Below are 25419 nucleotides of genomic sequence, written 5' to 3'. Positions count from 1 at the left end.
AACGATCAACGGTGCGGGCGCAAAGCCGGTTTCATCGGCGCCTGATCCCATGTAGCGTCGGCCGCGAATCTCGCCAACGGCCTCGCCTTGCGCAGCGGGCGTCGTCGATGGCAGCGCTCCTCCCACGGGATTCCGACACGATAAAAGAGGTATGTTCATGACGGAAAGCAACCACAGAACCGCCGACCACCCGATCGACACGATGTTCCTGAAGCGCTGGTCGCCGCGTGCGTTCACCCAGGAGGAAATCAGCGAGGAAGACTTGCTCCTACTGCTCGAAGCCGCCCGGTGGGCACCGTCTGCGAGCAATAACCAGCCCTGGCGGTTCGTCTATGCCCGCCGCGGCACAGAGCATTTCGCGCGTCTGCTGGATATCTTGAACGAGAGCAACCAGCGCTGGGCCAAGCATGCCGCCGCGTTGGTGATCGTCATCTCCAAGACCCATACGCAGGCGGCCTCCGGCGAAATGCGGGCCGCCTACACCCATGCCTTCGACACCGGTGCTGCATGGTTCAGCCTTGCGCTGCAGACAACGGTTTCCGGCTGGCACGCGCACGCGATGGCCGGCATCGATCGCGACAAGGCAATGATCACCCTCGGCGTCCCCGAGCACCATCGGGTCGAGGCCGCGGTGGCAATCGGCCGGCTGGCCGACCCCTCGACGCTGCCGGACGATCTGCGCGAACGGGAAAAGCCGAGCCAGCGCAAGCCGCTTGCAGAACTCGCCTTCGAAGGCCGCTTCAAGGCGGAATAAACAAAAAAGATCCCGGTGCCTTGCGGCACCGGGATCTGCGAAGCGATTGCGACAGTCTTTCGATCAGATATCGAGGTTGGCAACGTTCAGTGCGTTTTCCTGGATGAAGTCGCGGCGCGGCTCGACCTCGTCGCCCATCAGGCGCGAGAACAGTCCATCGGCGTCGGTCGCATCGTTCACCCGCACCTGCAATAGCGAGCGCACGTTCGGATCGAGCGTCGTTTCCCAAAGCTGCTCGGCATTCATTTCGCCCAGTCCCTTGTAGCGCTGCATCGAAAGACCCTTGCGGCCTGCCGCGAAGATCGCATCCAGAAGCGCGCGCGGACCGCTGATGTCCTGTGCGCCATCGCGACGGCGAAGCACCGGCGGCGCGGAGTAGATTTCCTTGAGCTTCGACGTCAGCTGGTCGATATGACGGGCGTCGGACGAGCCGATCAGCGCCATGTCGAGGACGGCGACTTCCTTGACGCCACGCACCATGCGCTCGAGCTTGAGGCCACCTTCGGCGGTCACTGCTCCGCTCCAGCCGCGTTCGGTCTCTTCGGCGATGACGTCGAGTCTGCGGGCCACTTCGATCGCGACCTGCGCGTATTGTTCGCGCTGGCCGTTCAGTTCGACATTCAAGGCGCCGGCAATTGCCGCCTGTTCGACAATCGAGCGATTGTAGCGCGAGTGAAGGCCATCCATCAGATTGCGCACGCGAAGCGCATCGTTGATCACTTCGCGCAGGTCCTGACCGGCGCGAACCTCGCCGGATGCCAGTTGCAGCGTCGCTTCCTCGAGACCCATGGAGATCAGGTAATCTTCCAGCGCCTGCTCGTTCTTCAGATACTGGGCGGACTTGCCACGCGTCACCTTATAGAGCGGCGGCTGGGCGATATAGAGATGACCGCGTTCGATCAGCTCCGGCATCTGCCGGAAGAAGAAGGTGAGCAGCAGGGTGCGGATGTGGGCGCCATCGACGTCAGCGTCCGTCATGATGATGATCTTGTGATAGCGCAGCTTGTCGGCGTTGAACTCGTCCTTGCCGATCGACGTGCCGAGCGCGGTGATCAGCGTGCCGATTTCCTGGCTCGAGAGCATCTTGTCGAAGCGCGCGCGTTCGACGTTGAGGATCTTGCCGCGCAGCGGCAGGATCGCCTGGTTTTCGCGCGAGCGTCCCTGCTTGGCCGAACCACCCGCCGAATCACCCTCCACCAGGAAGACTTCAGACTTTGCCGGATCGCGTTCGGAGCAGTCGGCCAGCTTGCCCGGCAGCGAGGAAATGTCGAGTGCACCCTTGCGGCGCGTCAGTTCGCGTGCCTTGCGGGCCGCCTCGCGCGCAGCCGCCGCTTCGACGACCTTGCCGACAAGGATCTTGGCGTCGGAAGGATGTTCCTCCAGCCAGGTGCTCAAGGCTTCGTTGACGAGGCTTTCGACAACAGGACGGACTTCCGAGGAAACCAGCTTGTCCTTGGTCTGCGACGAGAACTTCGGATCCGGCACCTTGACCGAGAGAACGGCGGTCAAGCCCTCGCGGCAGTCGTCGCCGGTCAGCGTCACCTTTTCCTTCTTGGTGATGCCGGATGTTTCGCCATAGGACGTGATCTGCCGGGTCAGCGCGCCACGGAAGCCAGCCATATGCGTGCCGCCGTCGCGCTGCGGAATGTTGTTGGTGAAGCAGAGCACGTTCTCGTGGTAGCTGTCGTTCCACCACATCGCGACTTCGACGGTGATCCCGTCCTTTTCGCCGCGGATCGAAACCGGCTTCTGCACCAGCGGCTTCTTGGCGCGGTCGAGATAGGCAACGAAGGCTTCGAGGCCGCCGTCATACATCATCTCATCCTGACGCACGTCCGAATGGCGCTTATCGGTCAAGACGATGCGCACGCCGGAATTGAGGAAGGCGAGTTCGCGCAGGCGATGTTCGAGCGTGCCGTAGTCGAAGTCCGTCTTGGTAAAGGTTTCCGTGCTCGGCAGGAACGTCACCTCGGTGCCGGTATCGCTGCCGGCGTCGCCGATCACCTTCAACGGAGCATCAGCCACGCCGTGGGTGAAGCTCATCTCGTGGATCTTGCCCGCCCGACGGATCTTCAGCCGCAGCATCACAGACAGCGCGTTGACCACCGAAACACCGACGCCGTGCAGACCGCCGGAAACCTTGTAGGAGTTCTGGTCGAACTTACCGCCGGCGTGGAGCTGCGTCATGATGACCTCAGCCGCCGAGACGCCCTCTTCCTTGTGGATGTCGGTCGGGATGCCGCGGCCGTTGTCGGTGACCGTCACTGAGCCGTCGGCATTGAGCGTCACCGTGACGATATCGGCGTGGCCCGCCAGCGCCTCGTCGATCGCGTTGTCGACCACCTCATAGACCATGTGATGCAGACCGGAGCCGTCGTCGGTGTCGCCGATATACATGCCCGGCCGCTTGCGTACGGCATCCAGGCCCTTCAACACCTTGATGGAGTCGGCACCATATTCGGCGGCGGCGCCGGTATCGGTTTCAGGAATATCGGTCATTCGGCTTCGGGTCTTTCCAGGTTCTTCGGACGTGGTGATTCGTTGCGAATCACGTCTCGGACGCCTCGCGGACTATAGAAAATTTGTCCACGGTTCCAAATCCCGGACCGCGCGGAGCGGCCGGAAAACAGCTGTTCATCCCCTGTCATTAGCAGGAAATGTGGCTTTTTCCAAAACATCTTCCAGGGCGCGTATCGTGTCGACGGACAAATCGCGGATTTGCCCGCTCAACCGGTTGGCAAAGGCGGTATGTTCCGGTGCCAGCCCCGAGGTATCCAGCACCACTTTCGGTGCGGAGACATGGGCGATCTGGAACAATTCCTCGGCCTCGTCCCAGATGACGTTGAAGTAACCGGCCACGCGCTGCAGGAAATCGAAGCTCGGAGCGCCGCGTTTTCCATGCTCGAGCGCCGAGAGATAGGCGGCCGACACGCCGATCGCCGCAGCCATCTGCTTTTGCGATACACCCTTCTTGCGCCGCAGATCGCGCACCGCCGCGCCGAAGGGGGTCACGTCGGGCTCCCCTTGCGTGCCAGGCGGACATAGAGCGCGCCATCGCCGCCGTGATTGCGCGCAGCCGGTTCGTAACTCGAGATCAATGGCCGGAACTCCGGCAGCGAGAACCAGAGCGGAACGGCACGTTTCAAGGCGCCATCGCTGCCAATCGACGTTCCCTTGCCGGTGATAACGAGAACATGGCGCAGCCCACGCTCATGGGCTCTGAGAAGAAAATGCAGTAGGAAGCCATGGGCTTGGCTCTGGATCATGCCGTGCAGATCGATCCGCGCTTCGAGAGCCAGATGCCCCTTCGACAGCTTGCGCTTGACGGGTTTTTCAAGCGGATAGTGGTGCCGGCCGTTCGAGGTGTTGGCGAGCGCGATTCCCTGCTGTTCATCGGCCCCACCGGCCGGCGACGCCGCTTGCGTCTTTTGCGGCTCATCCTTGGGCGCGGCTGGAACGTCCTCGCCGAGAAACTCGCGGAGATCGTCGAGGCGGCCGGGCATGGGCCTGGTCGTGCGCGCGACCTTTCCCCACAGAATCCGCTCTTCGGCTGAAAGCTTCTTGCCCCTAGCCATTGCCGTATCTTGCCGCAGCCGCACGGGGGATGAAGATGTAAAAGTCCGCGTCATTGCGAACGGCACCCGCAAGCTCGCCTGCCATGTCGCCCGATCCGGTGAAGATGTCGCCGCGAGCCGGGCCGACGATCGCCGATCCTGTGTCGAGCGCCAGCATCAGATGTCTAAACGACTGTCCGGCATCAAGACGCGTCAGGCTGTCACTGGAGATGAAGAACGGTACACCGAAGGTATGGATCAGCCGATCGACGGCAAGCGACCGTCCCGGTTCCAGCGACACCTTGGCGGCGGCGACCGGCCCGAGCCGCTCGTCATGCACATCAGCCTCGCGGAAGAAGATGAAGGAGCGATTGTGCCAAAGCACCTCGTCGACCTGATCCGGATTGGCGGCCAGCCAACCCCGGATGCTCATCATCGAAACGGTAGCGGCATCGATTTCGCCGCGATCGATCAGCAGCTTGCCGATCGGAGAAAAATAGTGGCCGGTCTTGGCGGCATAGGTGATGCGCCGGCGCGAACCGTCGGGATAGACGAGCCGCGCGGCACCCTGGACGTGGACGAAGAACACATCGACCTTGGATCTGGCATAGGCGATCTCCAGGCCGCGCCCCGCCAGAAAGCCCTGCTCGATCGCAGGGCGATCGGGATACTCGCCGACCAGGCCGTCATGCAGGCGGCCGAAGGCGAAATAGGGATCCATGTCCACGGGCCGGTTGGTATCATCGATATCGACGAGATCAATTGGACGGCGGTAGATCGGATATCGGAATGTGTCGTCCGCTGTCGCCTGCACCTCGATCTCGGGCTCGTAGAACGCGGTCACGAAACCGGTCTTGCCGGTTTCCGGCCGGATCCTGAAGGCGACGAACTGCTGTTCGAAAAATGCGCGCGCCGCAGCCGCATCGGCGACGTTCACGCTTGCAGCCGAAAATGCCGGCATCAGGTCATCGACGGAGATGCCAAGTGATCCCGTGCGATAGGGCTTTGCCGTCGAGACATGGTGATGACAGCGGCGCAGCGCTTCAATCACCGCGGTCGGATCGTCGTCCTGCCACCCCGGTAGATCGGAGAAGGTGACAGGCTCAAGTCGAAGCGTCATGGTCGCACCTTGCCGATCAGTTTTCGGATTCGGTCGCGATCAGCTTCCAGTTCGGATCACGCGAGCGAATGTCGCGCGAGAAGGTCCAGAGATCGTTGACTTCGGCCACCGACTCCGCGTCGCCATCGATGATGGCGCCTTGCTTGTCGTAGGTCGCCGAGATCAGCTGGCTGACGATCCGGATCGTGATGTTTTCTTCGCTGTCCTTGACTTCGGCGTGGACGATGTCGGCCTTCTCGATGCCGACGAAGGTGGACTTCACCACTTCGCCCTTGCGCTCGCGCTCGGCAATCGCAGCGTCGAAGCCTTCATAGACCTCGCGCGACAGAAGGTTCTTGAGCGTCTTGCGGTCGCCGTCGGCAAAAGCCATGACGATCATCTCATAGGCCATCTTCGCGCCGTTGACGAACTCCTTCGGATCGAAGCCATTGTCGGCGTCGGTCAGCGAACGGAGCTGATCGTTGAGCGGCGTTCCCGCTTTGGCGAAGGCGTCGATCGCAGCGTAGCGCGCCGAATCATCCTCGACATTGTCGCGACGCGGCAGTTGGACGACTTTGCCATTGTCGGCCTTTTCAGGTCCCTGGCTCATATCGCGCGGCGAATAGGGATCAAACGGTGGTCGTTCGTTGCCGGTCCGGCGACCGAGCACGCTGCGCAACTGCAGGAAAATGACCACTGCGGCGATCAAGAAAAAAAACGTGATGAAGTCGAAAGAGCCCATTTCCACCTGAAACCGCTGTTAGAATTTCTCGTAGCTATTCCATATAGTCCGCAAGGATAGATCATTCAAACCGCGTTGTCGCACCCTTAGATCGGAGGTGACGATGCGAAGACCCTTTCAGGCACCGATAATGCGCTCAATGTTAATTCCCCTGGTCATTCTTGGACTGCCGCTTGCCGAGATTGCCGGCTTCGTCATCGTCGGCCGCGAGATCGGCCTCGCCATGACCCTTTTGCTCGTCCTCTTGAGTGCGATCGCCGGGGTCGTTCTGCTTCGCGTTCAGGGTTTTGCCGTGATCAGGCGGGTCCAGGAAGCGACGCGCACCGGCAGCGATCCCGGACGCGAGGTCCTCGGCGGCGCCTTGATGTTCGTCGCAGCACTTTTGCTCATGGTGCCCGGCTTCATCAGCGATATCTTCGGGCTGCTTCTGTTCGTGCCACCTGTCCGGCAGGCGATCGCCAGCTATCTCCGGTCAAGAATGACTGTCGTGACCGCCGCTTCCAGCCAGTCCTGGCACGGGCCGAGCCATGCGCCGCAGGAGCGCAACCAACCACGCGTCATCGACCTTGGCGAAGGCGAGTTCTCGCGCACGGAAGATGACGACGTAAACCCGCCCGAAGAGCGTCGGCGGCAATAGCAAAGGCCTGTGGCGCAGGGTTGTAAGCCCTATGGCGAAATGCTAGATGGCCTCACCGAATTTGAAGTCGAGGAAACCCTTATGACGACTGATACCGCATCCAACGGCAACGGCAGCGCGCAGCAGAGCCCGTCGCTCAACATCCTCGCCCAGTATGTCAAGGATCTCTCTTTCGAGAACCCGGGCGCACCGCGTTCGCTGCAGGCCCGCGACAATGCACCGTCGATCAACATCAACGTCAACGTCAACGCCAACCCGCTTGCCGAGAACGATTTCGACGTCGTGCTCTCGCTGAACGCGGAAGCCAAGGATGGCGAGCGCGTTCTGTTCAACGTCGAGCTCTCCTACGGCGGCGTTTTCCGTGTTGCCGGCTTCCCGCAGGAACACATGCTGCCGCTGCTCTTCATCGAGTGCCCGCGTCTGCTGTTCCCGTTCGCGCGCCAGATCGTTTCCGACGCGACCCGCAACGGCGGCTTCCCGCCGCTGATGATCGATCCGATCGATTTCGCTCAGATGTTCGCCCAGCGCATGGCCGAAGAAAAGGTCCGCTCGCAGGTGGCAAACGCCAACGAGACCGCCAACTGATTTCGCTCAGTCTGGATCGTATTTAGGAAAAAGCCCGGTTTGACCGGGCTTTTTTCATTTCAGCGGATCGTATTTCGCCCAGATCGCCTTCGCTCCCATCTTGGCGACCAGCGCGGCATGCGCCGCCTCATCCGCCTCAGACAAACGGTTTGGCAATGGCCGTGGTCGCTGCGCGACGGCAATCGGTGCATCATCGTGTTCGACGGTTTGCCCCGCACCCTTGTTGCTCGACACCAATCCGAGCGCCGCCTGACGACCGCCGAGCATCTCGATATAGACTTCGGCAAGAAGCTCGGAGTCGAGAAGCGCGCCGTGCTTGGCGCGATGGGAATTGTCGATGCCGTAACGCCGGCAGAGCGCATCGAGCGAGTTCGGACCCATCGGATGCTTGCGGCGGGCAAGAGCCAGCGTATCCGTCACCCGTTCCCCGGCAATGGCGGGAAGCCCGATGCGGCCGAATTCGGCATTGATGAAGCCCATGTCGAAGGTCGCATTGTGCGCCACCCACCGGGCATCGCCGAAGAAGTCGATGATCTCTTGGGCGACATCGGCAAAAGGCGGCTTGTCCTTCAGGAACTCGTCGGTGATGCCGTGAATGGCAAGCGCATCCGGATGAACCTTGCGATTGCCGGGATTGATGAAGATGTGCAGCGTGCGGCCGGTCGGAAACTGGTTTTCCAGCTCGACGCCGCCGATTTCGATCACCCTGTCCTCGCGGTTGTCGAGGCCGGTCGTTTCCGTATCGAAGATGATCTCACGCATCGAGCGCTCCATTTTTGGTGAGATCGTCGACGACTGCCCTCACCTGTTGGCGTGTGTTGTCGAAGCTATGGCTGGTATCGACGATGTAGTCGGCGCGTTCGCGCTTCTGGCTGTCCGGCACCTGACGCGCCAGGATCATGGCAAATTTCTCTTCGGTCATCCCTGGACGTTTCATCGCCCGCTCCCTTTGAAGGTCGGGTGCGCAGCTGACGACGACCACCCGATCGACACGCGCCTCGGCCCCCGTCTCAAACAACAGGGGAATATCGAGCACGACAAAGGGGACGTTATCGGCGGCATTCCTGTCAAGGAACTCGCGTTCCTTCTGACGAACAAGTGGGTGCACGATGCTTTCGAGCTCGCGCAGCCTTTCCGGTGTTGCCAGGAGCTGACGCGACAGCTCGGCCCTATCGATCGCCCCATCCTTCACTGTTCCCGGAAAAGCTGCCTCGACAGGAGCAACGGCCTCATCGCGATAAAGCGCATGCACCACTTCATCGGCATCGTTGACCGGCACCCCGAACTCGCGAAACATCTGCGCCGTCGTCGACTTGCCCATGGCGATCGATCCGGTCAGGCCAACGATCATCATGCGTGCGACCCCATGTCATCAATGACGAGTTGCCGAAGGTTGGCATCGACGAAAGGCCGGCGGCCGAACCAGAGTTCGAACCCGGGCACTGCCTGGTGCAGCAACATGCCAAGCCCATCGACGATGGCAAAGCCCTGTTGCTCGGCCTGACGAAGCAAAGGCGTCTTCAACGGGACATAGACGATATCGGTGACCACCGCGCCGCTCGCCAGGACGGTGAAATCGATCTGCGGCGCTTCCTGTCCGTCCATGCCGAGCGATGTTGCGTTGATGAAGAGGCCGGCGCCCCTCATCACTTCGCCCAATGCCTCTATCGGATGGGCGTGCACGGTCGATCCAAAACGGTCGGACAGCTCTTTCGCCCTTGCCACCGTACGGTTGACGACATTGATCGTCTTGACGCCCCGGTCGCGCACGGCCTGGATGACGGCGCGGCTGGCGCCGCCGGCGCCAAGCACCACAGCGGTCGAACACTGGTCCCAACCATCAGCGCGCTCGTCGAGATTGGCGACGAACCCGCGGCCATCGGTATTGGTCGCGTGAACTTCTCCGGCTTCGATCCACAGCGTGTTGGCAGCGCCGAGTTCCAGACAGAGATCATCGGGGCGGTCTGCCAGACGACGGGCAACCTCCTTGTGCGGAATGGTGACGTTGCCGCCGCAAAAGCCCGACGTGCCATGTTTCAACTCCGCGATGAAGGTGGAAAAATCTTCCGGCTTCACTTCATGTGCGCGATAGCTGCCCTCTATCCCGAGCTGTTTCAGCCAATAACCATGGATCAGCGGCGACCTCGAATGCTTGATCGGGTAGCCGGTGACGAAGGCGTGGTTAACAAATGTTTCACGTGAATCACGCATCGATCGTTCCCAATTCCCGGAGTTTTGCGAGCAGCGGCAGCATCGGAAGACCGAGGATGGTGAAGTAGTCGCCGTCGATCCTGTCGAACAACTGGATGCCTTCGCCCTCCAATTGATAGGCGCCGACGCTGGACAAGGCCTTGCTGCCGACACGCTGCAGATGGCGATCGACGAATTCCGGCGTCAGCGCGCGCACGGACATCTGTGCTGACGAGACGTGGCGCCAGAGAACCGCGTCGTCGCGCATGAGGACGACCGCACTGTTCAGACGATGGGTCTTGCCCGAAAGCGACAGGAGATGTTGTCCGGCTTCCGCCATGTCCTTCGGCTTATGGTAGACCCTTTGGCCCAGAGACATGGTCTGGTCGGAGCCGATCACCAATGCTCCGGGGAAATGCCCGGCGACATCTCTTGCCTTGGCTTCGGCGAGCGTCATCGCCACCTCTTCAGGCGCAGCGCCTTCTTCCTCGAGCGGCTTTTCAAGCGCGCGCTCGTCAATCTCGGCAGCGCGTGCGGCAAACACCAACCCGGCATTTTCCAGAAGCGCGCGACGGAACGGGCTTGCTGAAGCCAGGACGAGTGAAGGTGTCATCATCGAAGTTCCCGAATTGTTCGGATTCGCTCTATCGCAGCCGCGGACGCAGGGCAACAATTGCCGCGGCGGTTTCCTCGATCGAGCGTCGGGTCACGTCGATGAGCGGCCAATTGTTGCGCGCGCAGAGCGCGCGGGCATATTTCAACTCCTCGGCGATCGCCGCCCGATCCGTATACTGATCGCCGTGAAAGCCCTGCGTGGTGCCCAGCACCCTGTGTTGGCGAACCTGCGAAATGCGATCGGCGGTCGCGATCAGGCCGACGACCAGCGGCTTGGTGGCCGCCATCAGTCGATCGGGAAGCGGCACGCCTGGGACGATCGGAATGTTGGCCGTCTTGATGCCGCGGTTGGCCAGATAGATCGATGTCGGCGTCTTCGATGTTCGGCTGATGCCGATCAAAACCACATCGGCGTCATCAAAGTCGGCCGGCAGCTGACCGTCGTCATGATCCATGGTGAAGTTCAACGCGTCGATCCGCGCGAAGTAATCGGCGTCCATCACGTGCTGCGCGCCGGAACGGCGTCGCGACGGCGAGCCGAGATAGGACTGGAACAGTTCGATGATCGGATCGAGCACGGAGACGCATGGCACCCCCATCTCACGGCAGCGTTGGTCGATGATGCCGGCCAGCTCGCGATCGACGATTGTATAGAGCACGATGCCGGGCGCGCCATCGATGGCGTCGAGAACCTGCAGCAGCTGCCGGCGATTTCTGATGAGCGGATAGACGTGTTCGAGCGCATGCGACGCCTGGAATTGTGCGGCTGCCGCGCGCCCAGCGGCGATCAGCGTCTCCCCTGTCGAATCGGAGATCAGATGCAGGTGGAAGTAGTTTTTCTTGTTCTCCACGCTATTCTCCGAGTGCTGTTGATAAACCGGGATAAAAACCGCCGATGACGCGCCGTCGGCTCGGGCGACGGGAAAACCTCTGACTTATTCACAATTGGTCCAGCGCGGAAGAAAGCTTCGCGGAGCTTGTGGACAAGACTCATGGCAATGACAAAGTGTCACGTGTTTCCATTCGTTGTCCACAGCTGTGCGCGCTTTTTCGAACGCGGCAATCGCCTGATTCCCATCGGCTTTTTGCACTTATCCACGAAATGCGGCCGCAGCTGCGATGCTGGCTCCCGCCCGCCTTGATCCGATCGGGCCGTCGTGGATGACGTGTGGTCATCTTTTAATCCTTGATACCCACCGACTCTAAGAAATAGAAAGAGTCTAAATACCTTTGTTTATATATTGGGAGAGACCATCCGTGGCCGAGACACGAAGGAAAGTTCTGGAGGTTTTGGACGGGAAGACAATCAGTCCTCCTCCCATCTGGCTCATGCGCCAGGCCGGTCGTTACCTTCCGGAATATCGGGCAACGCGCGCCGTTGCCGGAAGCTTCCTCGATCTCTGTTACACGCCGGAACTGGCCGTCGAAGTGACGCTGCAGCCGATCAGACGTTATGCCTTTGATGCAGCCATTCTCTTTTCCGATATTCTCGTGATCCCGGATGCCCTGAAGCGCAACGTTCGCTTCGAGGAAGGTCATGGACCAAGAATGGATCCGATTGATGTCGGCGGCATCAAGGCTCTGAAGGCTGACGGTATCTCCAATCACCTGAAACCGGTGTTTGAAACGGTGTCGCGGTTGCGTGCCGAACTCCCCAGGGAAACAACGCTGCTCGGTTTTTGTGGTGCCCCCTGGACGGTCGCGACATACATGATCGCTGGCCATGGAACGCCGGATCAGGCCCCCGCCCGGCTGTTCGCCTATCGGAACCCGGAAGCATTCGAACGGCTTTTGGCGTTCCTCGCCGATGTGTCCGCCGATTATCTGGTCGAGCAGATCGATGCTGGCGCCGACGCGGTGCAGATTTTCGATTCCTGGGCCGGCGTTCTCGGTGAGGAGGAATTCGAGCGTTTTGCGGTCAGGCCCGTTGCCCGAATGATTGCGTCGGTCAGAGCGCGACGCCCGCAGGCGAAGATAATCGCCTTTGCCAAGGGCGCAGGGCTCCTCCTGAAGCAGTATCGCCAGAAAACGGGCGCCGATGCCATCGGGCTCGATTGGACCGTTCCCTTGTCCTTCGCTGTCGATTTGCAGAAGGACGGACCGGTGCAGGGCAATCTCGATCCAATGCGGGTCGTTTCCGGTGGCGTTGCGCTCGATCAGGGTATCGACCGTATTCTCGATGCGCTCGGCAATGGGCCGCTGATTTTCAACCTTGGACACGGGATTACGCCGCAGGCTGATCCGGAAAACGTCTCGGCGCTGGTGTCGCGGGTTCGCGGGAAAGTTTGATGAGCGAACGCCAGACGGATAGTGCTCCCGGAAACAGGGCGCGGCTGAGGGCGATGATTGCGCTTGGCGGTTTTGCCGCGCTGCTCGTCGGGCTTTTCGTCTGGCAGCCGGAGAGCCTCTACCTCTGGATCAAGGCGCTGCATGTGATTGCAGTGATGTCGTGGATGGCAGCGCTGCTCTACATGCCGAGGCTGTTCATCTACCACACCGATGCAGCGCCAGGCTCCGAACAGTCCGAGACCTTCAAGATGATGGAGCAGCGTCTGCTGAAGGTCATCATGAACCCGGCGATGATGATTTCCTGGGTGCTCGGGCTTTACCTCGCCTGGAGCGTCTATGGTTTTCAGGGCGGCTGGCTTCACGCCAAACTCCTGTTCGTGGTGATGCTGACTGTGGTGCATGTGCGCTTCAGTCGGGCGGTACGGGCCTTCCAGCGGGATGAGAACCGCCGCACTGCACGCTACTGGCGCTTGATGAACGAGGCCCCGACGCTGCTGATGATTCTGATCGTTATCATGGTCGTGGTGAAGCCGTTTTGAATTTTATCGATTGCTAATTGTAAGAGTTCTCGCTAATTTTCGACAACCCCTTGCGGCGTTTCACGTGAATCGCTATTTTCTGCCATCTCCTCTTCATGGCTTGTGACAAAGACCAGAGCCTGCCCCCCTGCCGCAGCTCCCTTCAGAAAACACGCCGTCTTCCCATTCCCGTACGAAACATGGATCCTTCATGGCTGAAATGAAGCTACAAGAACTTAAGAACAAGACGCCGACTGATCTTCTGGCCTTCGCCGAAGAGCTCGAGGTGGAAAACGCCAGCACCATGCGCAAGCAGGAGCTGATGTTCGCCATCCTCAAGATGCTCGCGGCCCAGGATATCGAAATCATCGGTGAAGGCGTCGTCGAGGTTCTGCAGGACGGTTTCGGCTTTCTGCGTTCTGCCAATGCCAACTATCTTCCCGGCCCTGATGATATCTACATCTCGCCCTCCCAGATCCGCCGCTTCTCGCTGAAGACCGGCGACACGGTCGAGGGACCGATCCGCGGACCGAAGGAAGGCGAACGCTACTTCGCGCTGCTCAAGGTCAACACCATCAATTTCGACGATCCGGAAAAGATCCGTCACAAGGTTCACTTCGACAACCTGACGCCGCTCTATCCGAACGAGCGTTTCAAGATGGAACTCGAGATCCCGACCTCGAAGGATCTGTCTGCCCGGGTGATCGACCTGGTCGCCCCGCTCGGCAAGGGCCAGCGCGGTCTGATCGTCGCTCCGCCGCGCACCGGTAAGACGGTTCTTCTGCAGAACATCGCCCACTCGATCACCGCCAACCATCCGGAATGTTATCTGATCGTTCTTTTGATCGACGAGCGTCCGGAAGAAGTGACCGACATGCAGCGCTCGGTTAAGGGCGAAGTTGTCTCCTCCACCTTCGACGAGCCGGCGACGCGCCACGTTCAGGTTGCCGAAATGGTGATCGAAAAGGCGAAGCGGCTGGTCGAACATGGCCGTGACGTCGTCATCCTGCTCGACAGCATCACCCGCCTCGGTCGCGCCTACAACACCGTTGTTCCGTCATCGGGCAAGGTTTTGACCGGTGGTGTCGATGCCAACGCCCTGCAGCGCCCGAAGCGTTTCTTCGGTGCTGCGCGCAACATCGAAGAAGGCGGATCGCTGACGATTATCGCGACCGCGCTGATCGACACCGGCAGCCGCATGGACGAAGTCATCTTCGAAGAGTTCAAGGGTACCGGCAACTCGGAAATCGTGCTCGACCGCAAGGTCGCCGACAAGCGCATCTTCCCGGCGATGGACATCCTCAAGTCCGGAACGCGTAAGGAAGACCTGCTGGTTCCGCGCCAGGATCTGCAGAAGATCTTTGTTCTTCGCCGGATTCTGGCTCCGATGGGCACGACAGACGCCATCGAGTTCCTTATCGACAAGCTGAAGCAGACGAAGAACAACGGCGACTTCTTCGACTCGATGAACACCTGATACGGTCAGGCCACCTTACCAAGATTGAGACCGGGCAAGATGAATGCCCGGTCTTTTCATTTCTATCCGTTATTTCATTAGCCGGATTCTCTGACTGAAGTTCTTGACGACTGCTTTTCGATTCGTGGTCGCAACGAATTTCGAGCTGCTCTCCCTGAGATGAGCATTCGTCGTGTTTGGTGATTCACGTGAAACACAATCGCCGAGCAGCCTCAGACTTGATCTTTCCCTGACTATTCGGCATAAGCTCCCAACCGCTCTTAACCTCTGCGCTTGCCGGGAAACGCCGATTGTCGCGTCTCATCCCGCAACCGACAAAGAGGGGTCAGAAAAACGCGCCTGAACTCAATTCCAGAGCCGGGCGTGCGCAGAGCGATCAGTCTCATTCGGGCCCAGGTGATAACAATGCCATCCGTGGATACGATTTACGCGCTTTCCAGCGGGGCGTTGCCGGCAGGCGTGGCGGTCATCCGCATCAGTGGACCGAGGACGATCGACGTCGTCGGGTCGCTGTGCGGCGCCGTTCCGGAACCGCGCGTTGCTTCATTGAAACCGATTCGTTCCCGCAACGGTTTGACGATCGACAGCGGCCTCGTTGTCTATTTCAGAGGCCCGGCCTCCTTTACCGGCGAGGACTGCGCTGAACTGCAGGTCCATGGTAGCCGTGCCGTCGTTCAAATGCTGTTGCACGAATTGTCCGGCTTCGATGGCTTGCGTCACGCGGAGGCTGGAGAGTTTTCACGGCGTGCTTTCCAGAACGGCAAGATGGATCTTGTCGAGATCGAGGGTCTGTCGGACCTCATTGTTGCTGAGACGGAGATGCAGCGCCGTCTGGCGCTCGAGCATTCCGAAGGGGGTCAGTCGGAGGTCTATGATAGCTGGGCGAAGCGCCTGATCCATGCGCGGGCGATGATCGAAGCGGAGCTCGATTTTGCTGACGAGGAAGATGTCCCAGGCTCGGTCAGTGAGCGGATCTGGAGCGACATGGAACGGCTGCGCGATGAAATCGACGCTCATATCGCCCAGGCTCCGGTTGGAGAGATCATTCGCGACGGCCTGAAGATCGTCATTGCCGGCGAACCCAATGCCGGCAAATCCAGTTTGCTTAATGCACTGGCGAAACGTGATATCGCGATCGTCACCGAAATTGCCGGCACCACGCGTGACGTGCTTTCGGTCGATCTTTCCTTAGCCGGATTCTCCGTCAAGTTGTTCGACACGGCCGGCCTGCGCGAGACTGACGAGACGGTCGAGCGCGAGGGCATTCGTCGTGCCCGTGACGTGATCTCGCGCGCCGATCTGGTTCTTCTCCTGTCGGAAACGAAAACGGGCTTTGATACCCTGCAGGAACTCGATCTCGCCAAGATTCCGGTATTGAAGGTTGCAACGAAGTCCGACAGAGAAGACGGCGATGGCTTTGTTGGTGCCGATGTCGCGATTTCGACCAGGACCGGGGCGGGGATGGACCAGCTCTTGCGTGTGATTGCCAGCTATCTCCCTGATTTATCTGGTGTTACGGCGCTTTCCATCCCCTCGCGGCGCAGGCACGTGGATGCCCTGCGCCAGGCCAGTATCGCGCTATCGGACAGCCTGACACTCGACCAGCACGGATTGGATATACGTGCGGAGCTGCTTCGCGTCGCTGGTGATGCGATCGGCCGCATTACCGGGCGGGTGGATGTCGAAAACCTGTTGGATGTGATATTTTCCGAATTCTGTATCGGTAAATGACGCTTGACTAAAACAATGCAACGCTAGCGAGTCATGAGACGTGTTTCACGTGAAACGATTCGAACCCGGAATGCGTTTGATCGGAGATAGCAACAATGGTCCATTTTGACGTCATCGTCATAGGTGGTGGTCACGCAGGCTGCGAGGCTGCAGCCGCTTCCGCGCGTCTTGGAGCACGTACCGCTCTGATCACACACAAGGCGTCAACGATCGGCGTGATGTCCTGCAACCCCGCGATCGGCGGGCTCGGCAAGGGGCATCTCGTGCGCGAGATCGATGCCCTTGACGGTCTCATGGGACGGATCGCCGATGCTGCCGGCATCCAGTTCCGCCTGCTCAATCGTCGCAAGGGACCGGCTGTTCGTGGCCCACGCACCCAGGCCGACCGCAAGCTCTATCGCGAAGCGATGCAGCGCGAGATTGCCGCCACTGAGAACCTCAGCGTGATCGAAGGCGACGCCTTCGATCTCATAGAGCAGGACGGAAAGATAACCGGGGTTGTCATGAAGGATGGTCGTTCCTTCGGGGCCACTGGTGTGGTGCTGACGACAGGTACCTTTCTGAAAGGGCTGATCCATATTGGCGATCAAAAGATACCGGCTGGCCGTGTCGGTGAAGAGCCATCACTTGGTCTCTCCGCCACCCTGGCGCGTTATGGTCTTCGCCTGGGACGATTGAAGACCGGGACCCCAGCACGCTTGGACGGCAAGACGATTGATTGGGACCGCGTCGGCCGTCAGGGGCCAGACGAGGATCCTGTGCCCTTCTCGTTCATGACCGATCGGATCACCAACCGGCAGATCGATTGTGGCGTAACGCGCACGACTGATGCGACGCACAAGATCATCGCCGACAATATCGGCAAGTCGGCGATGTACTCCGGGCAAATCGAAGGGGTTGGTCCGCGCTATTGTCCTTCGATCGAAGACAAGATCGTTCGCTTTGGTGAGCGGGACGGCCATCAGATCTTCCTCGAGCCGGAAGGCTTGGATGACGACACGGTCTACCCAAACGGCATATCAACCTCCCTGCCGGCAGATGTCCAGGACGCGTTCATCCGAACAATCCCTGGTCTTGAAGCAGTGTCGATCCTGCAACCGGGTTATGCAATCGAGTATGATCATGTTGATCCGCGCGAACTGGATGCGACGCTGGCTGTGCGCAAGATGCCGGGTCTGTTCCTCGCTGGCCAGATCAATGGCACTACCGGTTATGAGGAGGCTGGCGCTCAAGGCCTGGTCGCCGGCTTGAGTGCAGCGAAAGCGGCGATGGGACGCGAGGCTGTCATCTTCAGCCGCACCGATTCCTACATCGGCGTGATGGTTGATGACCTGACCTCTCGGGGGATTACCGAGCCCTACCGCATGTTCACGTCGCGAGCCGAGTACCGTCTGTCTCTGCGGGCGGACAATGCCGACATGCGTCTGACGCCGAAGGCAATCGAGATTGGTTGTGTCTCTGAGGCACGGAAGGAGCGCTTTGCCGAATGGAAAGCGCAGTTCGACAGCGGACGGGCATTGCTCAAGCAATTGTCCGTCACGCCCGCCGAAGGCAACCGCCATGGCCTCAAGCTGAACCAGGATGGCCAACGGCGAACCGCATTTGAGATCCTCTCCTACCCCGACCAGACAATCGATGCCTTGCTATCTCTATGGCCCGAGCTGCAAGATATTCCGCGTGCGGTGGTAGAGCCGCTCGAGATCGACGCGGCCTACGCCGTCTACATGGATCGCCAGGCCTCGGATATTGCCGGTATCCGCCGCGAGGAGACGATGGTCATTCCTGCTGATTTTGACTTTGCGGCCCTCGCTGGTCTATCGAATGAACTGAAGCAGAAGTTGACGACGCAGGCGCCGCGAAATCTGGCGCAAGCGCTCAAGGTCGACGGGATGACCCCGGCCGCGGCGTCGTTGATACTGGCTTGGTTGAAACGGGTAAACCGCTCTGCGGTGCGAGACGAGAAGGTAAGTGCGCAATGAAAACGAGTCCTTTCGCTGGCTTGAACGGACTGCGTGTTTCACGTGAAACGAATGAACGACTAGAGCACTTCGCTGCGCTGTTCCAGAAATGGGCGAAGTCCATCAATCTCATTGCCCCTTCCACCCTCGAAGATCTCTGGCGTCGCCATATCGTCGATAGCCTTCAGTTGGTGCAACTGTCGCCCAGTCCGAAGACCTGGGTCGATCTTGGCAGTGGTGGCGGATTTCCCGGTGTCATTACGGCCATCTATCTTTCCGAATTCTCCGACGGCTGGGTGCATCTGATCGAGAGCAACAACAAGAAAGCTGCGTTCTTGCGCGTCGCGCTGATGGAAACGGGTGCACGGGGTTCCGTTCATCCGATTCGAATCGAAGACGCGAGCTCCGTTGCTCCAAAATGTGACGCGATTTCGGCACGTGCGCTGGCCGACCTCAGCCTGTTGCTTGACTATTCGTCACCCTGGATGATGGCCGAGAGCGGCAAAACAGTCGCTTACTTCCATAAAGGGCGGGATTACCAGCGGGAGATCGACAAAGCCGTTGGCCGCTACGACTTTGATCTGGTAAAACATCCAAGCATTGTCGAGCCAGATTCTGTCGTGCTCGAGATCGCAAATCTTTCGCGAAGAACTCAGTGATTGGCGAGCGGAAACATGTTTGGCGCAAAAAACCGGATCATCACGATAGCAAACCAGAAGGGTGGCGTCGGCAAGACGACGACTGCGATCAATCTGGCAACCGCACTGGCGGCCATTGGCGAGAAGGTTCTGATCGTTGACTTGGACCCGCAGGGCAATGCGAGCACGGGTCTTGGCATTCAGCGCCGTGACCGCCATCTGTCGTCCTACGAACTGATGGTCGGATCGCATTCGATCGCCGAGATCGTTCAGCAGACCGCTGTGCCGAACCTCGCCATCGTCCCCTCGACGATGGATCTGCTCGGCGTCGAGATGGAAATCTCAAAGGAAGCCGACCGCGCCTTTCGTCTGCGCAAGGCCTTGGCCAGCCCGGAGGCGCTGGAGTACTCTTACGTTCTCGTTGACTGCCCCCCGTCTTTCAACCTTTTGACGATGAACGCCATGGCGGCCGCGCACTCCGTGCTGGTGCCGTTGCAGTGTGAGTTCTTCGCATTGGAAGGCCTGAGCCAGCTGCTGGAGACGGTCGACCAGGTGCGCAGAACCGTTAATCCCAGCCTCGATATCCAGGGTATCGTGCTGACGATGTTCGACTCGCGCAACAATTTGGCTCAGCAGGTGGTGAGTGATGTTCGTACGCACCTGGGGGACAAGGTCTACCATACGCTCATTCCGCGGAATGTTCGTGTCTCCGAGGCGCCATCCTATGGCAAGCCGGCCATCCTTTACGATCTGAAATGCGCAGGCAGCCAAGCTTATCTTCAGTTGGCATCGGAAGTGATCCAGCGCGAGCGGCAGCGCAAGGCCGCATAATTATTTCGGTACCGGAATTAAAATCGGGTGATACTATGAACGACGATAGCTCGAAGAGAAGGCTTGGTCGCGGACTGGCTGCATTGATCGGCGAGATGGATCAACCGATCCAGGCGGGCGCTTCCCCTGCCCCGGTCAATCCCGATCGACGGGTGCCGATCGAGTTCGTGTCGCGAAATCCGAGAAACCCTCGCCGGCAGTTCGATGAGGGTGAGTTGCAGGACCTCGCCAGCTCTATCCGACAGCACGGCATCGTTCAGCCGGTCGTTGCCCGCACGATTGGCACGGACCGCTACGAGATCATTGCCGGCGAACGCCGTTGGCGCGCAGCGCAGCTGGCTGGTTTTACCGAAATTCCGGTTATCATCCGGGATGTTGACGACAGGACGGCGCTCGAGATTGCCATCGTCGAGAACGTGCAGCGCTCAGACCTCAACCCACTCGACGAGGCTCTGGGCTACGAACAGCTGATCGCGGAGCACGGCTACACGCAGAACGACCTCGGCGAGATCATCGGCAAGAGCCGTAGTCATGTCGCCAACAGCCTGCGGCTTCTCAAGCTGCCCGAGCCCGTGCGGGACATGTTGTCCGAAGGAAGCCTTTCGGCCGGCCACGCGCGCGCGCTCATCCCGACGTCGGATCCGGCGACGCTTGCCCGAAACATCGTTGCAAAGGGTCTTTCGGTTCGCGACGCCGAACGCTTGGCGCAGAACGATATTCGCGCCCAGAACGACCCCAATTACGCCAAGGCCGCGCGACGGGACGAGAAGGACGCCGATACGCTGGCTCTGGAGCGGACATTGTCCGATAGCTTGGGGCTTGACGTAACCGTCAGCCACAAGGCTTCCGGCGGCCACCTCCGGATTTCCTACAAGACACTGGATCAACTGGAAGAGATCTGCCGTCTGCTCGAGCGTCGCTGAACGCACGGCGTCGGCTTTCGCCATGTTCGGCATGGCCTGATTTAGGCTCGTGAATGCGGGCCGAGTGCGATGGCAACCCTTGAAAAGGCGTGTTGCCTGGAGGCTCGTTCCGGTCTCCCTCATTTCGGCATCGTGACGTAAGCCGGGGATGGGGGACCTGACTTCGGTCGGGTCAATAACCCTTCGCCCCAAGGGATTGGGCCTGCTATTCCTTGAGCGGGACCAGCAATTGCCTGCGGTTTTCGTGCCCTGTTGCACCTGAAGGCGGCAACGCGGTCCCGAAGTGGATACCCCCCGGATATCGCCGGGGCAGGCGGTTCTTGCGGCAATAGCTCTTGGGCCGGCCATCATCTGAATCCTGTTGCTCCAGCCTCGCATTGCTTGCTGGTTTGAAGGGACCAGTGCGATGGTCGGCCTGCAGACGCTGCAACGCATCGAGGTCCTGAAGGGATCATCCCCATCATAGATGCCAGATAGCGATGCTGATACGCTGACAAACAACTGAGTTGGTAAGGGGAACCTTGAGAAAGCCGAGGCTTCTCATGGATGGTGCCGACCTCTTGAGCCACCTGAGCCGCGACAGCGACTGTTCAGCGTCTGGCTGACTGCACGGTGATCGCCATCAGGTTCTGCAGCACCATGCTCTCCTCGAGGCTCTGGCGGGTGCGGCTCTGAAAAATCGTATTCTGCAGCCGTGTCAGCTCACGGCGGATCGCCGGCGCCGACCAATGCCGAAGCGCTGCCTCGATGATGGGTTTGCGGCGAAAGTGTAGATGGCGACCCATGGTGGCGATCACCTGACCGGGCTGCTGGCGCGATGAATCCATCTCGGCGCGCATCAGATCGAGCTGCTGAAACTGCCGTAAGCACCCTTGCAAAACAAGGAAAGCCGGTGTCTTCGACGTGGTTATCTTCTGCATTGCATGCAGAAGACCGTCAAGATCACCTTTCAACACGGCATCGACCGCATCATCAACGGAGATAGCGCTGGCATCGCCGACGATGTCGGTGACATCCGATTCATCGACGGTCGCCTTGCCGCGGCAATAGAGCGCCAGCTTGCGCACTTCGTTGCGCGAGGCCAGTCGGTCGCCGCCCAGCGCCTCCATCAGTCTTTCCCGTGCAGCCGGTGTTATGCCAAGCTTTTCCTCGCCGAGTTCCTTGTCGATCAGTGCCTGCAGACTGCGGGCATCGTCGCTGTAGCAGGCGATGATTGCAACGGACCGCGCCGTCTCGGCCACCTTGCGCAGCGCCGATCCCTTCTTGAGATCACCCGCTTCGACAAGGACGTAGCTACCGGTCGGAGGTTCGCCGGCGAGGATCTGTAACGCATCGACGAGCGCCTTCTCGTTGGCGGCTCCGCGCACCCAGACCAGCTTTTCACCGCCGAAAAGGCCGATCGAGTTGACCTCGTCGAGAAGCCGGCCGGGGCTCTGCTGCAGATCGCTGGCGTCGAGCTTGGTGATGGAAAAAGGGTCGTCGAGCGGCACGCCACTGAGCGACGCGATCGCCCCTGCCCGCTCCGAGACCAGACCACGGTCTGGCCCGTAGAGGACAAAGAGGCGATAGAGGCCCGCTGACTTCTGAAGGAAAGAGTCGAACTCGTGCGATTTGACTTCGCTCATTCCGCCACCGGCCTAGCGGCTGAGGGCCGCGGCGATGTCAGCCCGGATCAGCTCTGCCAGTTCCTTTGCAGCGCGGTTTTCGCCGTCGCGCACGGCGCGAACCTTGGCGAACTCCTGCACCGGGAAGTCGACAAGTGCGACAGCGGTGCGATTGCCCGACTTGATGGTCTCGCCGGTTCCGATCTTGGAGAGGTTGTAGTCGGCCTTGACGACGATACGGCCAGCCCCTGCCCGATCCCGCGCCTGATCGTAGAGTACGCCCATGGTGCGGCTCGCAACCGTCAACGCCAGATGATACTGCGGATTGACTGGTTCTCCCTGGCCGCCGGCGACGAGGAAGATCAGGGCGTTGCGCACTTCCTGTTCGACGCGTTCGTCGGCGTCGGAGATTTCGATCGACGCAAGCGCGGCGGGTGTGCCGACTGCATCGGAATAAAGCGGCCTGACCTGGCAGCCGGCGAGCGCGGTCAACATAAGAACACCAGCCAGCATCGGGATCGACCGCATGCGGGAGCCAGCTCTATCAGACAACGACATTGACGATCCTCTGAGGCACGACGATGATTTTCTTGGGGCTGCTGCCGTTGAGTATGGTCTTGACGGCATCGAGAGCGAGAACTGCATTTTCGATTGCAGTCTGATCTGCATCGCGCGCGATTGTCAAATCCGCGCGCTTCTTGCCGTTGACCTGAACCGGAAGCGTGACTTCATTCTCGACGACGAGCGCGGCATCGAACTTCGGCCAGCCGCTTTCAGCGATCAGGCCCTTGCCGCCGATCGCCTGCCAGCATTCCTCGGCCAAGTGCGGCATCATCGGTGCGATCAGGCTGATCAGGATCGATGTTGCATCCTTGGCGGCCGCCGTCAGTGCCGCATCGGCCTTGCCGGTGGCAACCTGCGTCAGCGGGGCTGCAAGCACGTTGACGAGCTCATAGATACGCGCCACGGCCTTGTTGAAGGCCAGCTTGTCGTAGTCGGCTTCGACAGCGCGCAGCGTCCTGTGGGCCGCTTGCGAGACCGCCAGGCCGGCGCCGTCGTGTGCGGGGGCTGCCTCGACCGTGCGAAGCGTCTCTGCCGCCTCGCCGATCAGGCGCCAGACGCGCTGAACGAAGCGGTGGGCGCCTTCGACCCCGGCCTCGGACCAGATGACGTCACGGTCGGGAGGCGAATCGGACAGGACGAAGAAGCGTGCCGTATCGGCGCCGTAGGAGGCGATGATGTCGTCCGGGTCGACGACGTTCTTCTTCGACTTCGACATCTTCTCGATCGAGCCGATGGTGATGTCCTCGCCGGTCTCAAGCAGAACGGCGCGGCGTTGTCCATCGACCTCGTCGATGCGGATTTCCGCCGGCGTGATCCATTCGCGCTGGGCGCCTTCGCCGCGGCTGTAGGTCTCGTGCACCACCATGCCTTGGGTGAACAGCCCCTTGAACGGCTCGTCGAGCGCAACGTGACCGGTCGCCTTCATCGCGCGGGTAAAGAAGCGCGAATAGAGCAGATGCAGGATCGCGTGCTCGATGCCGCCGATATACTGGTCGACGGGCAGCCAGTGGTTGGCCGCCTTCGGATCGGTCGGGTTGTCCTCCCAGGGCGCTGTGAAGCGTGTGAAATACCAGGACGAATCCACGAAGGTGTCCATCGTGTCGGTTTCACGGCGAGCATCCTTGCCGCAATGCGGGCAGGCCACGTGCCGCCAGGTCGGATGGCGATCAAGCGGGTTGCCCGGCTTGTCGAAGGTAACATCCGGTGGCAGGATGACGGGCAGGTCGGCCTTGGGAACGGGAACGACGCCGCAGTCATCGCAATGGATCACCGGGATCGGGCAGCCCCAATAGCGCTGACGGGAAATGCCCCAGTCGCGCAGGCGGAAATTGACCTTGCGTTCGGCACGCGGCGCACCGGCCAGTTGTTCCTTCTCCAGCTTCGACGCCACTTTTTCGAAGGCGTCTTCCGTCGACAGGCCATCGAGGTCGCGCGAATTGATCATGACGCCGTCGCCGATATAGGCCTCGTCGCCGATCGCAAAGCTCGCAGCGTCGCCGTCGCGCGGCATGACCACCGGAACGACCGGAAGGCCATACTTGCGGGCAAAATCGAGGTCGCGCTGGTCGCCCGATGGGCAACCGAAGATCGCGCCCGTGCCATAGTCCATCAGCACGAAATTGGCGACGTAAACCGGCAGCTCCCAGCTTTCGTCGAGCGGGTGCCTGGCGCGGATGCCGGTGTCCATGCCCTTCTTTTCAGCGGTCTCGAGCGCTGCCAGCGACGTGCCGGCGCGGCGGCATTCCTCGCAGAAGGCCTCGATTGCCGGATCCTTTGCCGCAGCTTGCCTGGCGAGCGGGTGATCAGCGGAGATCGCGAGGAAAGACGCACCGAACAGCGTGTCCGGACGGGTGGTGTAAACGGTCAGCTCGGTCGTATCGGCGTCGGCGGTGCCTTCGACGATCTGCCAGCGAATGGACAGGCCTTCCGAGCGGCCGATCCAGTTCTTCTGCATCAGCCGCACTTTTTCCGGCCACTGATCGAGCGTATCCAGCGCGTCCAGCAGCTCCTGGCTGAAGTCGGTGATGCGGAAGAACCATTGCGTCAGTTCGCGCTGTTCGACGAGCGCGCCCGAACGCCAGCCGCGGCCATCGATGACCTGCTCGTTGGCCAGAACAGTGTTGTCGACCGGGTCCCAGTTGACCTTGGACTGCTTGCGGTAGACCAGGCCCTTCTCGAGGAAATCGACGAACAGGTGCTGCTGACGCTGGTAGTATTCAGGGTCGCAGGTCGCAAATTCGCGGTTCCAGTCGAGCGACAGCCCCATGACCTTCAGCTGCGCCTTCATCGAGGCGATGTTCTGATAGGTCCAGGTCGCCGGATGCACGCCGCGCTCCATGGCGGCGTTTTCCGCCGGCATGCCGAAGGCATCCCAGCCCATGGGGTGAAGCACGTTGAAGCCGCGGGCGCGCTTGTAGCGAGCGACGACGTCGCCCATCGTGTAGTTGCGCACATGACCCATGTGGATGCGCCCGGACGGATAGGGGAACATCTCGAGCACGTAATATTTTTCGCGCGGGTCGTCGTTCTCGGTCTGGAAGACCTGGCCGTTTTCCCATTCCTGCTGCCAACGCGGCTCGGCATCACGCGGATTATATCGTTCGGTAGACATGTCTTTTAGGTGTTCCGGAAGTTCTGCGGGGCAAGGAAGCGCCCTCATGATAGTTGGGGTGACCTTCATCATGAAACCGCTTGATGGTCAAGTTTTCGA

24 protein-coding genes are annotated in these 25419 nt (G+C 60.3%); 11 read left to right on the top strand and 13 right to left on the bottom strand.

Going from position 1 to position 25419, the window contains the following annotated elements; translation table 11 throughout:
• Window positions 1-157 precede the first annotated feature (157 nt).
• Window positions 158-754: a nitroreductase family protein gene (locus LPJGGPFB_RS01805; protein WP_173418471.1), complete on the top strand. Its 597-nt coding sequence runs from the start codon at window positions 158-160 to the stop codon at window positions 752-754.
• A gap of 63 nt (window positions 755-817) precedes the next feature.
• On the opposite strand, the gene gyrB is transcribed toward LPJGGPFB_RS01805, so the two are convergent.
• The 5 genes from gyrB to LPJGGPFB_RS01780 form a co-directional block, all read right to left on the bottom strand.
• Entirely contained in the window at window positions 818-3253 is a 2436-nt protein-coding gene (gene gyrB / locus LPJGGPFB_RS01800) for a DNA topoisomerase (ATP-hydrolyzing) subunit B (RefSeq protein WP_173418470.1), read from the bottom strand.
• A gap of 135 nt (window positions 3254-3388) precedes the next feature.
• The gene (locus tag LPJGGPFB_RS01795) at window positions 3389-3766 is read right to left on the bottom strand and encodes a helix-turn-helix domain-containing protein (RefSeq protein WP_173418469.1); all 378 of its coding nucleotides are present in this window, start codon (window positions 3764-3766) and stop codon (window positions 3389-3391) included.
• Window positions 3763-4329, bottom strand: coding sequence for a Smr/MutS family protein (locus LPJGGPFB_RS01790; RefSeq protein WP_173418468.1), 567 nt, complete (start codon window positions 4327-4329; stop codon window positions 3763-3765). Before LPJGGPFB_RS01790 ends, LPJGGPFB_RS01795 begins: the two co-directional genes overlap by 4 nt.
• Window positions 4322-5428 (bottom strand): murein transglycosylase A, encoded by a 1107-nt coding sequence (mltA, locus tag LPJGGPFB_RS01785; RefSeq protein ID WP_173418467.1) that lies wholly within the window; start codon window positions 5426-5428, stop codon window positions 4322-4324. The genes LPJGGPFB_RS01790 and mltA overlap by 8 nt, the downstream gene beginning before the upstream one ends.
• Before the next feature lie 16 nt (window positions 5429-5444).
• Entirely contained in the window at window positions 5445-6149 is a 705-nt protein-coding gene (locus LPJGGPFB_RS01780) for a Tim44/TimA family putative adaptor protein (RefSeq protein ID WP_173418466.1), read from the bottom strand.
• Between the two features lie 130 nt (window positions 6150-6279).
• On the opposite strand from LPJGGPFB_RS01780, the gene LPJGGPFB_RS01775 reads away from it, so the two are divergent.
• Entirely contained in the window at window positions 6280-6786 is a 507-nt protein-coding gene (locus tag LPJGGPFB_RS01775; RefSeq protein WP_173418465.1) for an FxsA family protein, read from the top strand.
• An 81-nt stretch (window positions 6787-6867) separates the two neighbouring features.
• Window positions 6868-7371, top strand: coding sequence for a protein-export chaperone SecB (secB, locus tag LPJGGPFB_RS01770; protein WP_173418464.1), 504 nt, complete (start codon window positions 6868-6870; stop codon window positions 7369-7371).
• Between the two features lie 54 nt (window positions 7372-7425).
• On the opposite strand, the gene dnaQ is transcribed toward secB, so the two are convergent.
• From dnaQ to LPJGGPFB_RS01745, 5 genes are read right to left on the bottom strand one after another with little or no spacing between them, the layout of a single operon-like run.
• Entirely contained in the window at window positions 7426-8133 is a 708-nt protein-coding gene (dnaQ, locus tag LPJGGPFB_RS01765) for a DNA polymerase III subunit epsilon (protein WP_173418463.1), read from the bottom strand.
• Window positions 8126-8725: a dephospho-CoA kinase gene (gene coaE / locus LPJGGPFB_RS01760; protein WP_173418462.1), complete on the bottom strand. Its 600-nt coding sequence runs from the start codon at window positions 8723-8725 to the stop codon at window positions 8126-8128. The genes dnaQ and coaE overlap by 8 nt, the downstream gene beginning before the upstream one ends.
• Complete coding sequence (locus LPJGGPFB_RS01755) at window positions 8722-9582, bottom strand: shikimate dehydrogenase (RefSeq protein WP_173418461.1); 861 nt, start codon at window positions 9580-9582, stop codon at window positions 8722-8724. Before LPJGGPFB_RS01755 ends, coaE begins: the two co-directional genes overlap by 4 nt.
• Window positions 9575-10174, bottom strand: coding sequence for a Maf-like protein (locus LPJGGPFB_RS01750; RefSeq protein ID WP_173418460.1), 600 nt, complete (start codon window positions 10172-10174; stop codon window positions 9575-9577). Before LPJGGPFB_RS01750 ends, LPJGGPFB_RS01755 begins: the two co-directional genes overlap by 8 nt.
• Window positions 10175-10205: 31 nt before the next feature.
• Window positions 10206-11027, bottom strand: coding sequence for a pyruvate, water dikinase regulatory protein (locus LPJGGPFB_RS01745; protein ID WP_077504721.1), 822 nt, complete (start codon window positions 11025-11027; stop codon window positions 10206-10208).
• Window positions 11028-11433: 406 nt separating this feature from the next.
• Between LPJGGPFB_RS01745 and hemE the strand changes: the two genes are divergently transcribed.
• The 8 genes from hemE to LPJGGPFB_RS01705 all read left to right on the top strand — a co-directional run bounded on the left by hemE (window position 11434) and on the right by LPJGGPFB_RS01705 (window position 20541).
• Window positions 11434-12465: a uroporphyrinogen decarboxylase gene (gene hemE / locus LPJGGPFB_RS01740; RefSeq protein ID WP_173418459.1), complete on the top strand. Its 1032-nt coding sequence runs from the start codon at window positions 11434-11436 to the stop codon at window positions 12463-12465.
• Window positions 12462-13004 carry a protoporphyrinogen oxidase HemJ gene (gene hemJ, locus LPJGGPFB_RS01735; protein ID WP_173418458.1) on the top strand — a complete coding sequence of 181 codons (543 nt, stop codon included), beginning with the start codon at window positions 12462-12464 and terminating at the stop codon, window positions 13002-13004. The genes hemE and hemJ overlap by 4 nt, the downstream gene beginning before the upstream one ends.
• A gap of 190 nt (window positions 13005-13194) precedes the next feature.
• On the top strand, window positions 13195-14460 hold the full coding sequence (gene rho, locus LPJGGPFB_RS01730; RefSeq protein WP_115418875.1) for a transcription termination factor Rho: 1266 nt from the start codon (window positions 13195-13197) through the stop codon (window positions 14458-14460).
• 405 nt (window positions 14461-14865) lie between these two features.
• Complete coding sequence (mnmE, locus tag LPJGGPFB_RS01725; RefSeq protein ID WP_173418457.1) at window positions 14866-16191, top strand: tRNA uridine-5-carboxymethylaminomethyl(34) synthesis GTPase MnmE; 1326 nt, start codon at window positions 14866-14868, stop codon at window positions 16189-16191.
• A 95-nt stretch (window positions 16192-16286) separates the two neighbouring features.
• Window positions 16287-18170 (top strand): tRNA uridine-5-carboxymethylaminomethyl(34) synthesis enzyme MnmG, encoded by a 1884-nt coding sequence (gene mnmG, locus LPJGGPFB_RS01720; protein ID WP_173418456.1) that lies wholly within the window; start codon window positions 16287-16289, stop codon window positions 18168-18170.
• Window positions 18167-18808: a 16S rRNA (guanine(527)-N(7))-methyltransferase RsmG gene (gene rsmG / locus LPJGGPFB_RS01715; protein WP_173418455.1), complete on the top strand. Its 642-nt coding sequence runs from the start codon at window positions 18167-18169 to the stop codon at window positions 18806-18808. Before mnmG ends, rsmG begins: the two co-directional genes overlap by 4 nt.
• A 15-nt stretch (window positions 18809-18823) precedes the next feature.
• Window positions 18824-19618, top strand: a complete 795-nt coding sequence (locus LPJGGPFB_RS01710; RefSeq protein WP_173418454.1) for a ParA family protein — start codon at window positions 18824-18826, stop codon at window positions 19616-19618.
• Window positions 19619-19653: 35 nt separating this feature from the next.
• Window positions 19654-20541, top strand: coding sequence for a ParB/RepB/Spo0J family partition protein (locus LPJGGPFB_RS01705; RefSeq protein ID WP_173418453.1), 888 nt, complete (start codon window positions 19654-19656; stop codon window positions 20539-20541).
• A 590-nt stretch (window positions 20542-21131) separates the two neighbouring features.
• Here the strand turns inward: LPJGGPFB_RS01705 and holA are convergent.
• The 3 genes from holA to leuS are packed head-to-tail and all read right to left on the bottom strand — an operon-like array spanning window position 21132 to window position 25320.
• A complete protein-coding gene (gene holA / locus LPJGGPFB_RS01700; protein ID WP_173418452.1) occupies window positions 21132-22166 on the bottom strand; it encodes a DNA polymerase III subunit delta in 1035 nt (344 codons plus the stop codon).
• Between the two features lie 12 nt (window positions 22167-22178).
• Window positions 22179-22703, bottom strand: a complete 525-nt coding sequence (gene lptE / locus LPJGGPFB_RS01695) for an LPS assembly lipoprotein LptE (protein WP_173418451.1) — start codon at window positions 22701-22703, stop codon at window positions 22179-22181.
• The gene (gene leuS / locus LPJGGPFB_RS01690; RefSeq protein WP_173418450.1) at window positions 22690-25320 is read right to left on the bottom strand and encodes a leucine--tRNA ligase; all 2631 of its coding nucleotides are present in this window, start codon (window positions 25318-25320) and stop codon (window positions 22690-22692) included. The genes lptE and leuS overlap by 14 nt, the downstream gene beginning before the upstream one ends.
• Between the last annotated feature and the right edge of the window lie 99 nt (window positions 25321-25419).

This window comes from Ensifer adhaerens (genome assembly GCF_013283195.1).
In the GTDB taxonomy this organism is placed as follows: Bacteria; Pseudomonadota; Alphaproteobacteria; order Rhizobiales; family Rhizobiaceae; genus Ensifer; species Ensifer adhaerens_G.
This window is presented reverse-complemented; position numbering and strand designations above follow the sequence as displayed.

What these genes read in the sequence shown, in the direction of transcription:
- LPJGGPFB_RS01805 (WP_173418471.1), top strand. Translation starts at nt 158, where the DNA reads ATGACGGAAAGCAACCACAGAACCGCCGACCACCCGATCGACACGATG.
- gyrB (WP_173418470.1), bottom strand. Translation starts at nt 3,253, where the DNA reads ATGACCGATATTCCTGAAACCGATACCGGCGCCGCCGCCGAATATGGT.
- LPJGGPFB_RS01790 (WP_173418468.1), bottom strand. Translation starts at nt 4,329, where the DNA reads ATGGCTAGGGGCAAGAAGCTTTCAGCCGAAGAGCGGATTCTGTGGGGA.
- mltA (WP_173418467.1), bottom strand. Translation starts at nt 5,428, where the DNA reads ATGACGCTTCGACTTGAGCCTGTCACCTTCTCCGATCTACCGGGGTGG.
- LPJGGPFB_RS01780 (WP_173418466.1), bottom strand. Translation starts at nt 6,149, where the DNA reads ATGGGCTCTTTCGACTTCATCACGTTTTTTTTCTTGATCGCCGCAGTG.
- LPJGGPFB_RS01775 (WP_173418465.1), top strand. Translation starts at nt 6,280, where the DNA reads ATGCGCTCAATGTTAATTCCCCTGGTCATTCTTGGACTGCCGCTTGCC.
- secB (WP_173418464.1), top strand. Translation starts at nt 6,868, where the DNA reads ATGACGACTGATACCGCATCCAACGGCAACGGCAGCGCGCAGCAGAGC.
- dnaQ (WP_173418463.1), bottom strand. Translation starts at nt 8,133, where the DNA reads ATGCGTGAGATCATCTTCGATACGGAAACGACCGGCCTCGACAACCGC.
- coaE (WP_173418462.1), bottom strand. Translation starts at nt 8,725, where the DNA reads ATGATGATCGTTGGCCTGACCGGATCGATCGCCATGGGCAAGTCGACG.
- LPJGGPFB_RS01755 (WP_173418461.1), bottom strand. Translation starts at nt 9,582, where the DNA reads ATGCGTGATTCACGTGAAACATTTGTTAACCACGCCTTCGTCACCGGC.
- LPJGGPFB_RS01750 (WP_173418460.1), bottom strand. Translation starts at nt 10,174, where the DNA reads ATGACACCTTCACTCGTCCTGGCTTCAGCAAGCCCGTTCCGTCGCGCG.
- rho (WP_115418875.1), top strand. Translation starts at nt 13,195, where the DNA reads ATGGCTGAAATGAAGCTACAAGAACTTAAGAACAAGACGCCGACTGAT.
- mnmE (WP_173418457.1), top strand. Translation starts at nt 14,866, where the DNA reads ATGCCATCCGTGGATACGATTTACGCGCTTTCCAGCGGGGCGTTGCCG.
- mnmG (WP_173418456.1), top strand. Translation starts at nt 16,287, where the DNA reads ATGGTCCATTTTGACGTCATCGTCATAGGTGGTGGTCACGCAGGCTGC.
- rsmG (WP_173418455.1), top strand. Translation starts at nt 18,167, where the DNA reads ATGAAAACGAGTCCTTTCGCTGGCTTGAACGGACTGCGTGTTTCACGT.
- LPJGGPFB_RS01710 (WP_173418454.1), top strand. Translation starts at nt 18,824, where the DNA reads ATGTTTGGCGCAAAAAACCGGATCATCACGATAGCAAACCAGAAGGGT.
- LPJGGPFB_RS01705 (WP_173418453.1), top strand. Translation starts at nt 19,654, where the DNA reads ATGAACGACGATAGCTCGAAGAGAAGGCTTGGTCGCGGACTGGCTGCA.
- holA (WP_173418452.1), bottom strand. Translation starts at nt 22,166, where the DNA reads ATGAGCGAAGTCAAATCGCACGAGTTCGACTCTTTCCTTCAGAAGTCA.
- lptE (WP_173418451.1), bottom strand. Translation starts at nt 22,703, where the DNA reads ATGTCGTTGTCTGATAGAGCTGGCTCCCGCATGCGGTCGATCCCGATG.
- leuS (WP_173418450.1), bottom strand. Translation starts at nt 25,320, where the DNA reads ATGTCTACCGAACGATATAATCCGCGTGATGCCGAGCCGCGTTGGCAG.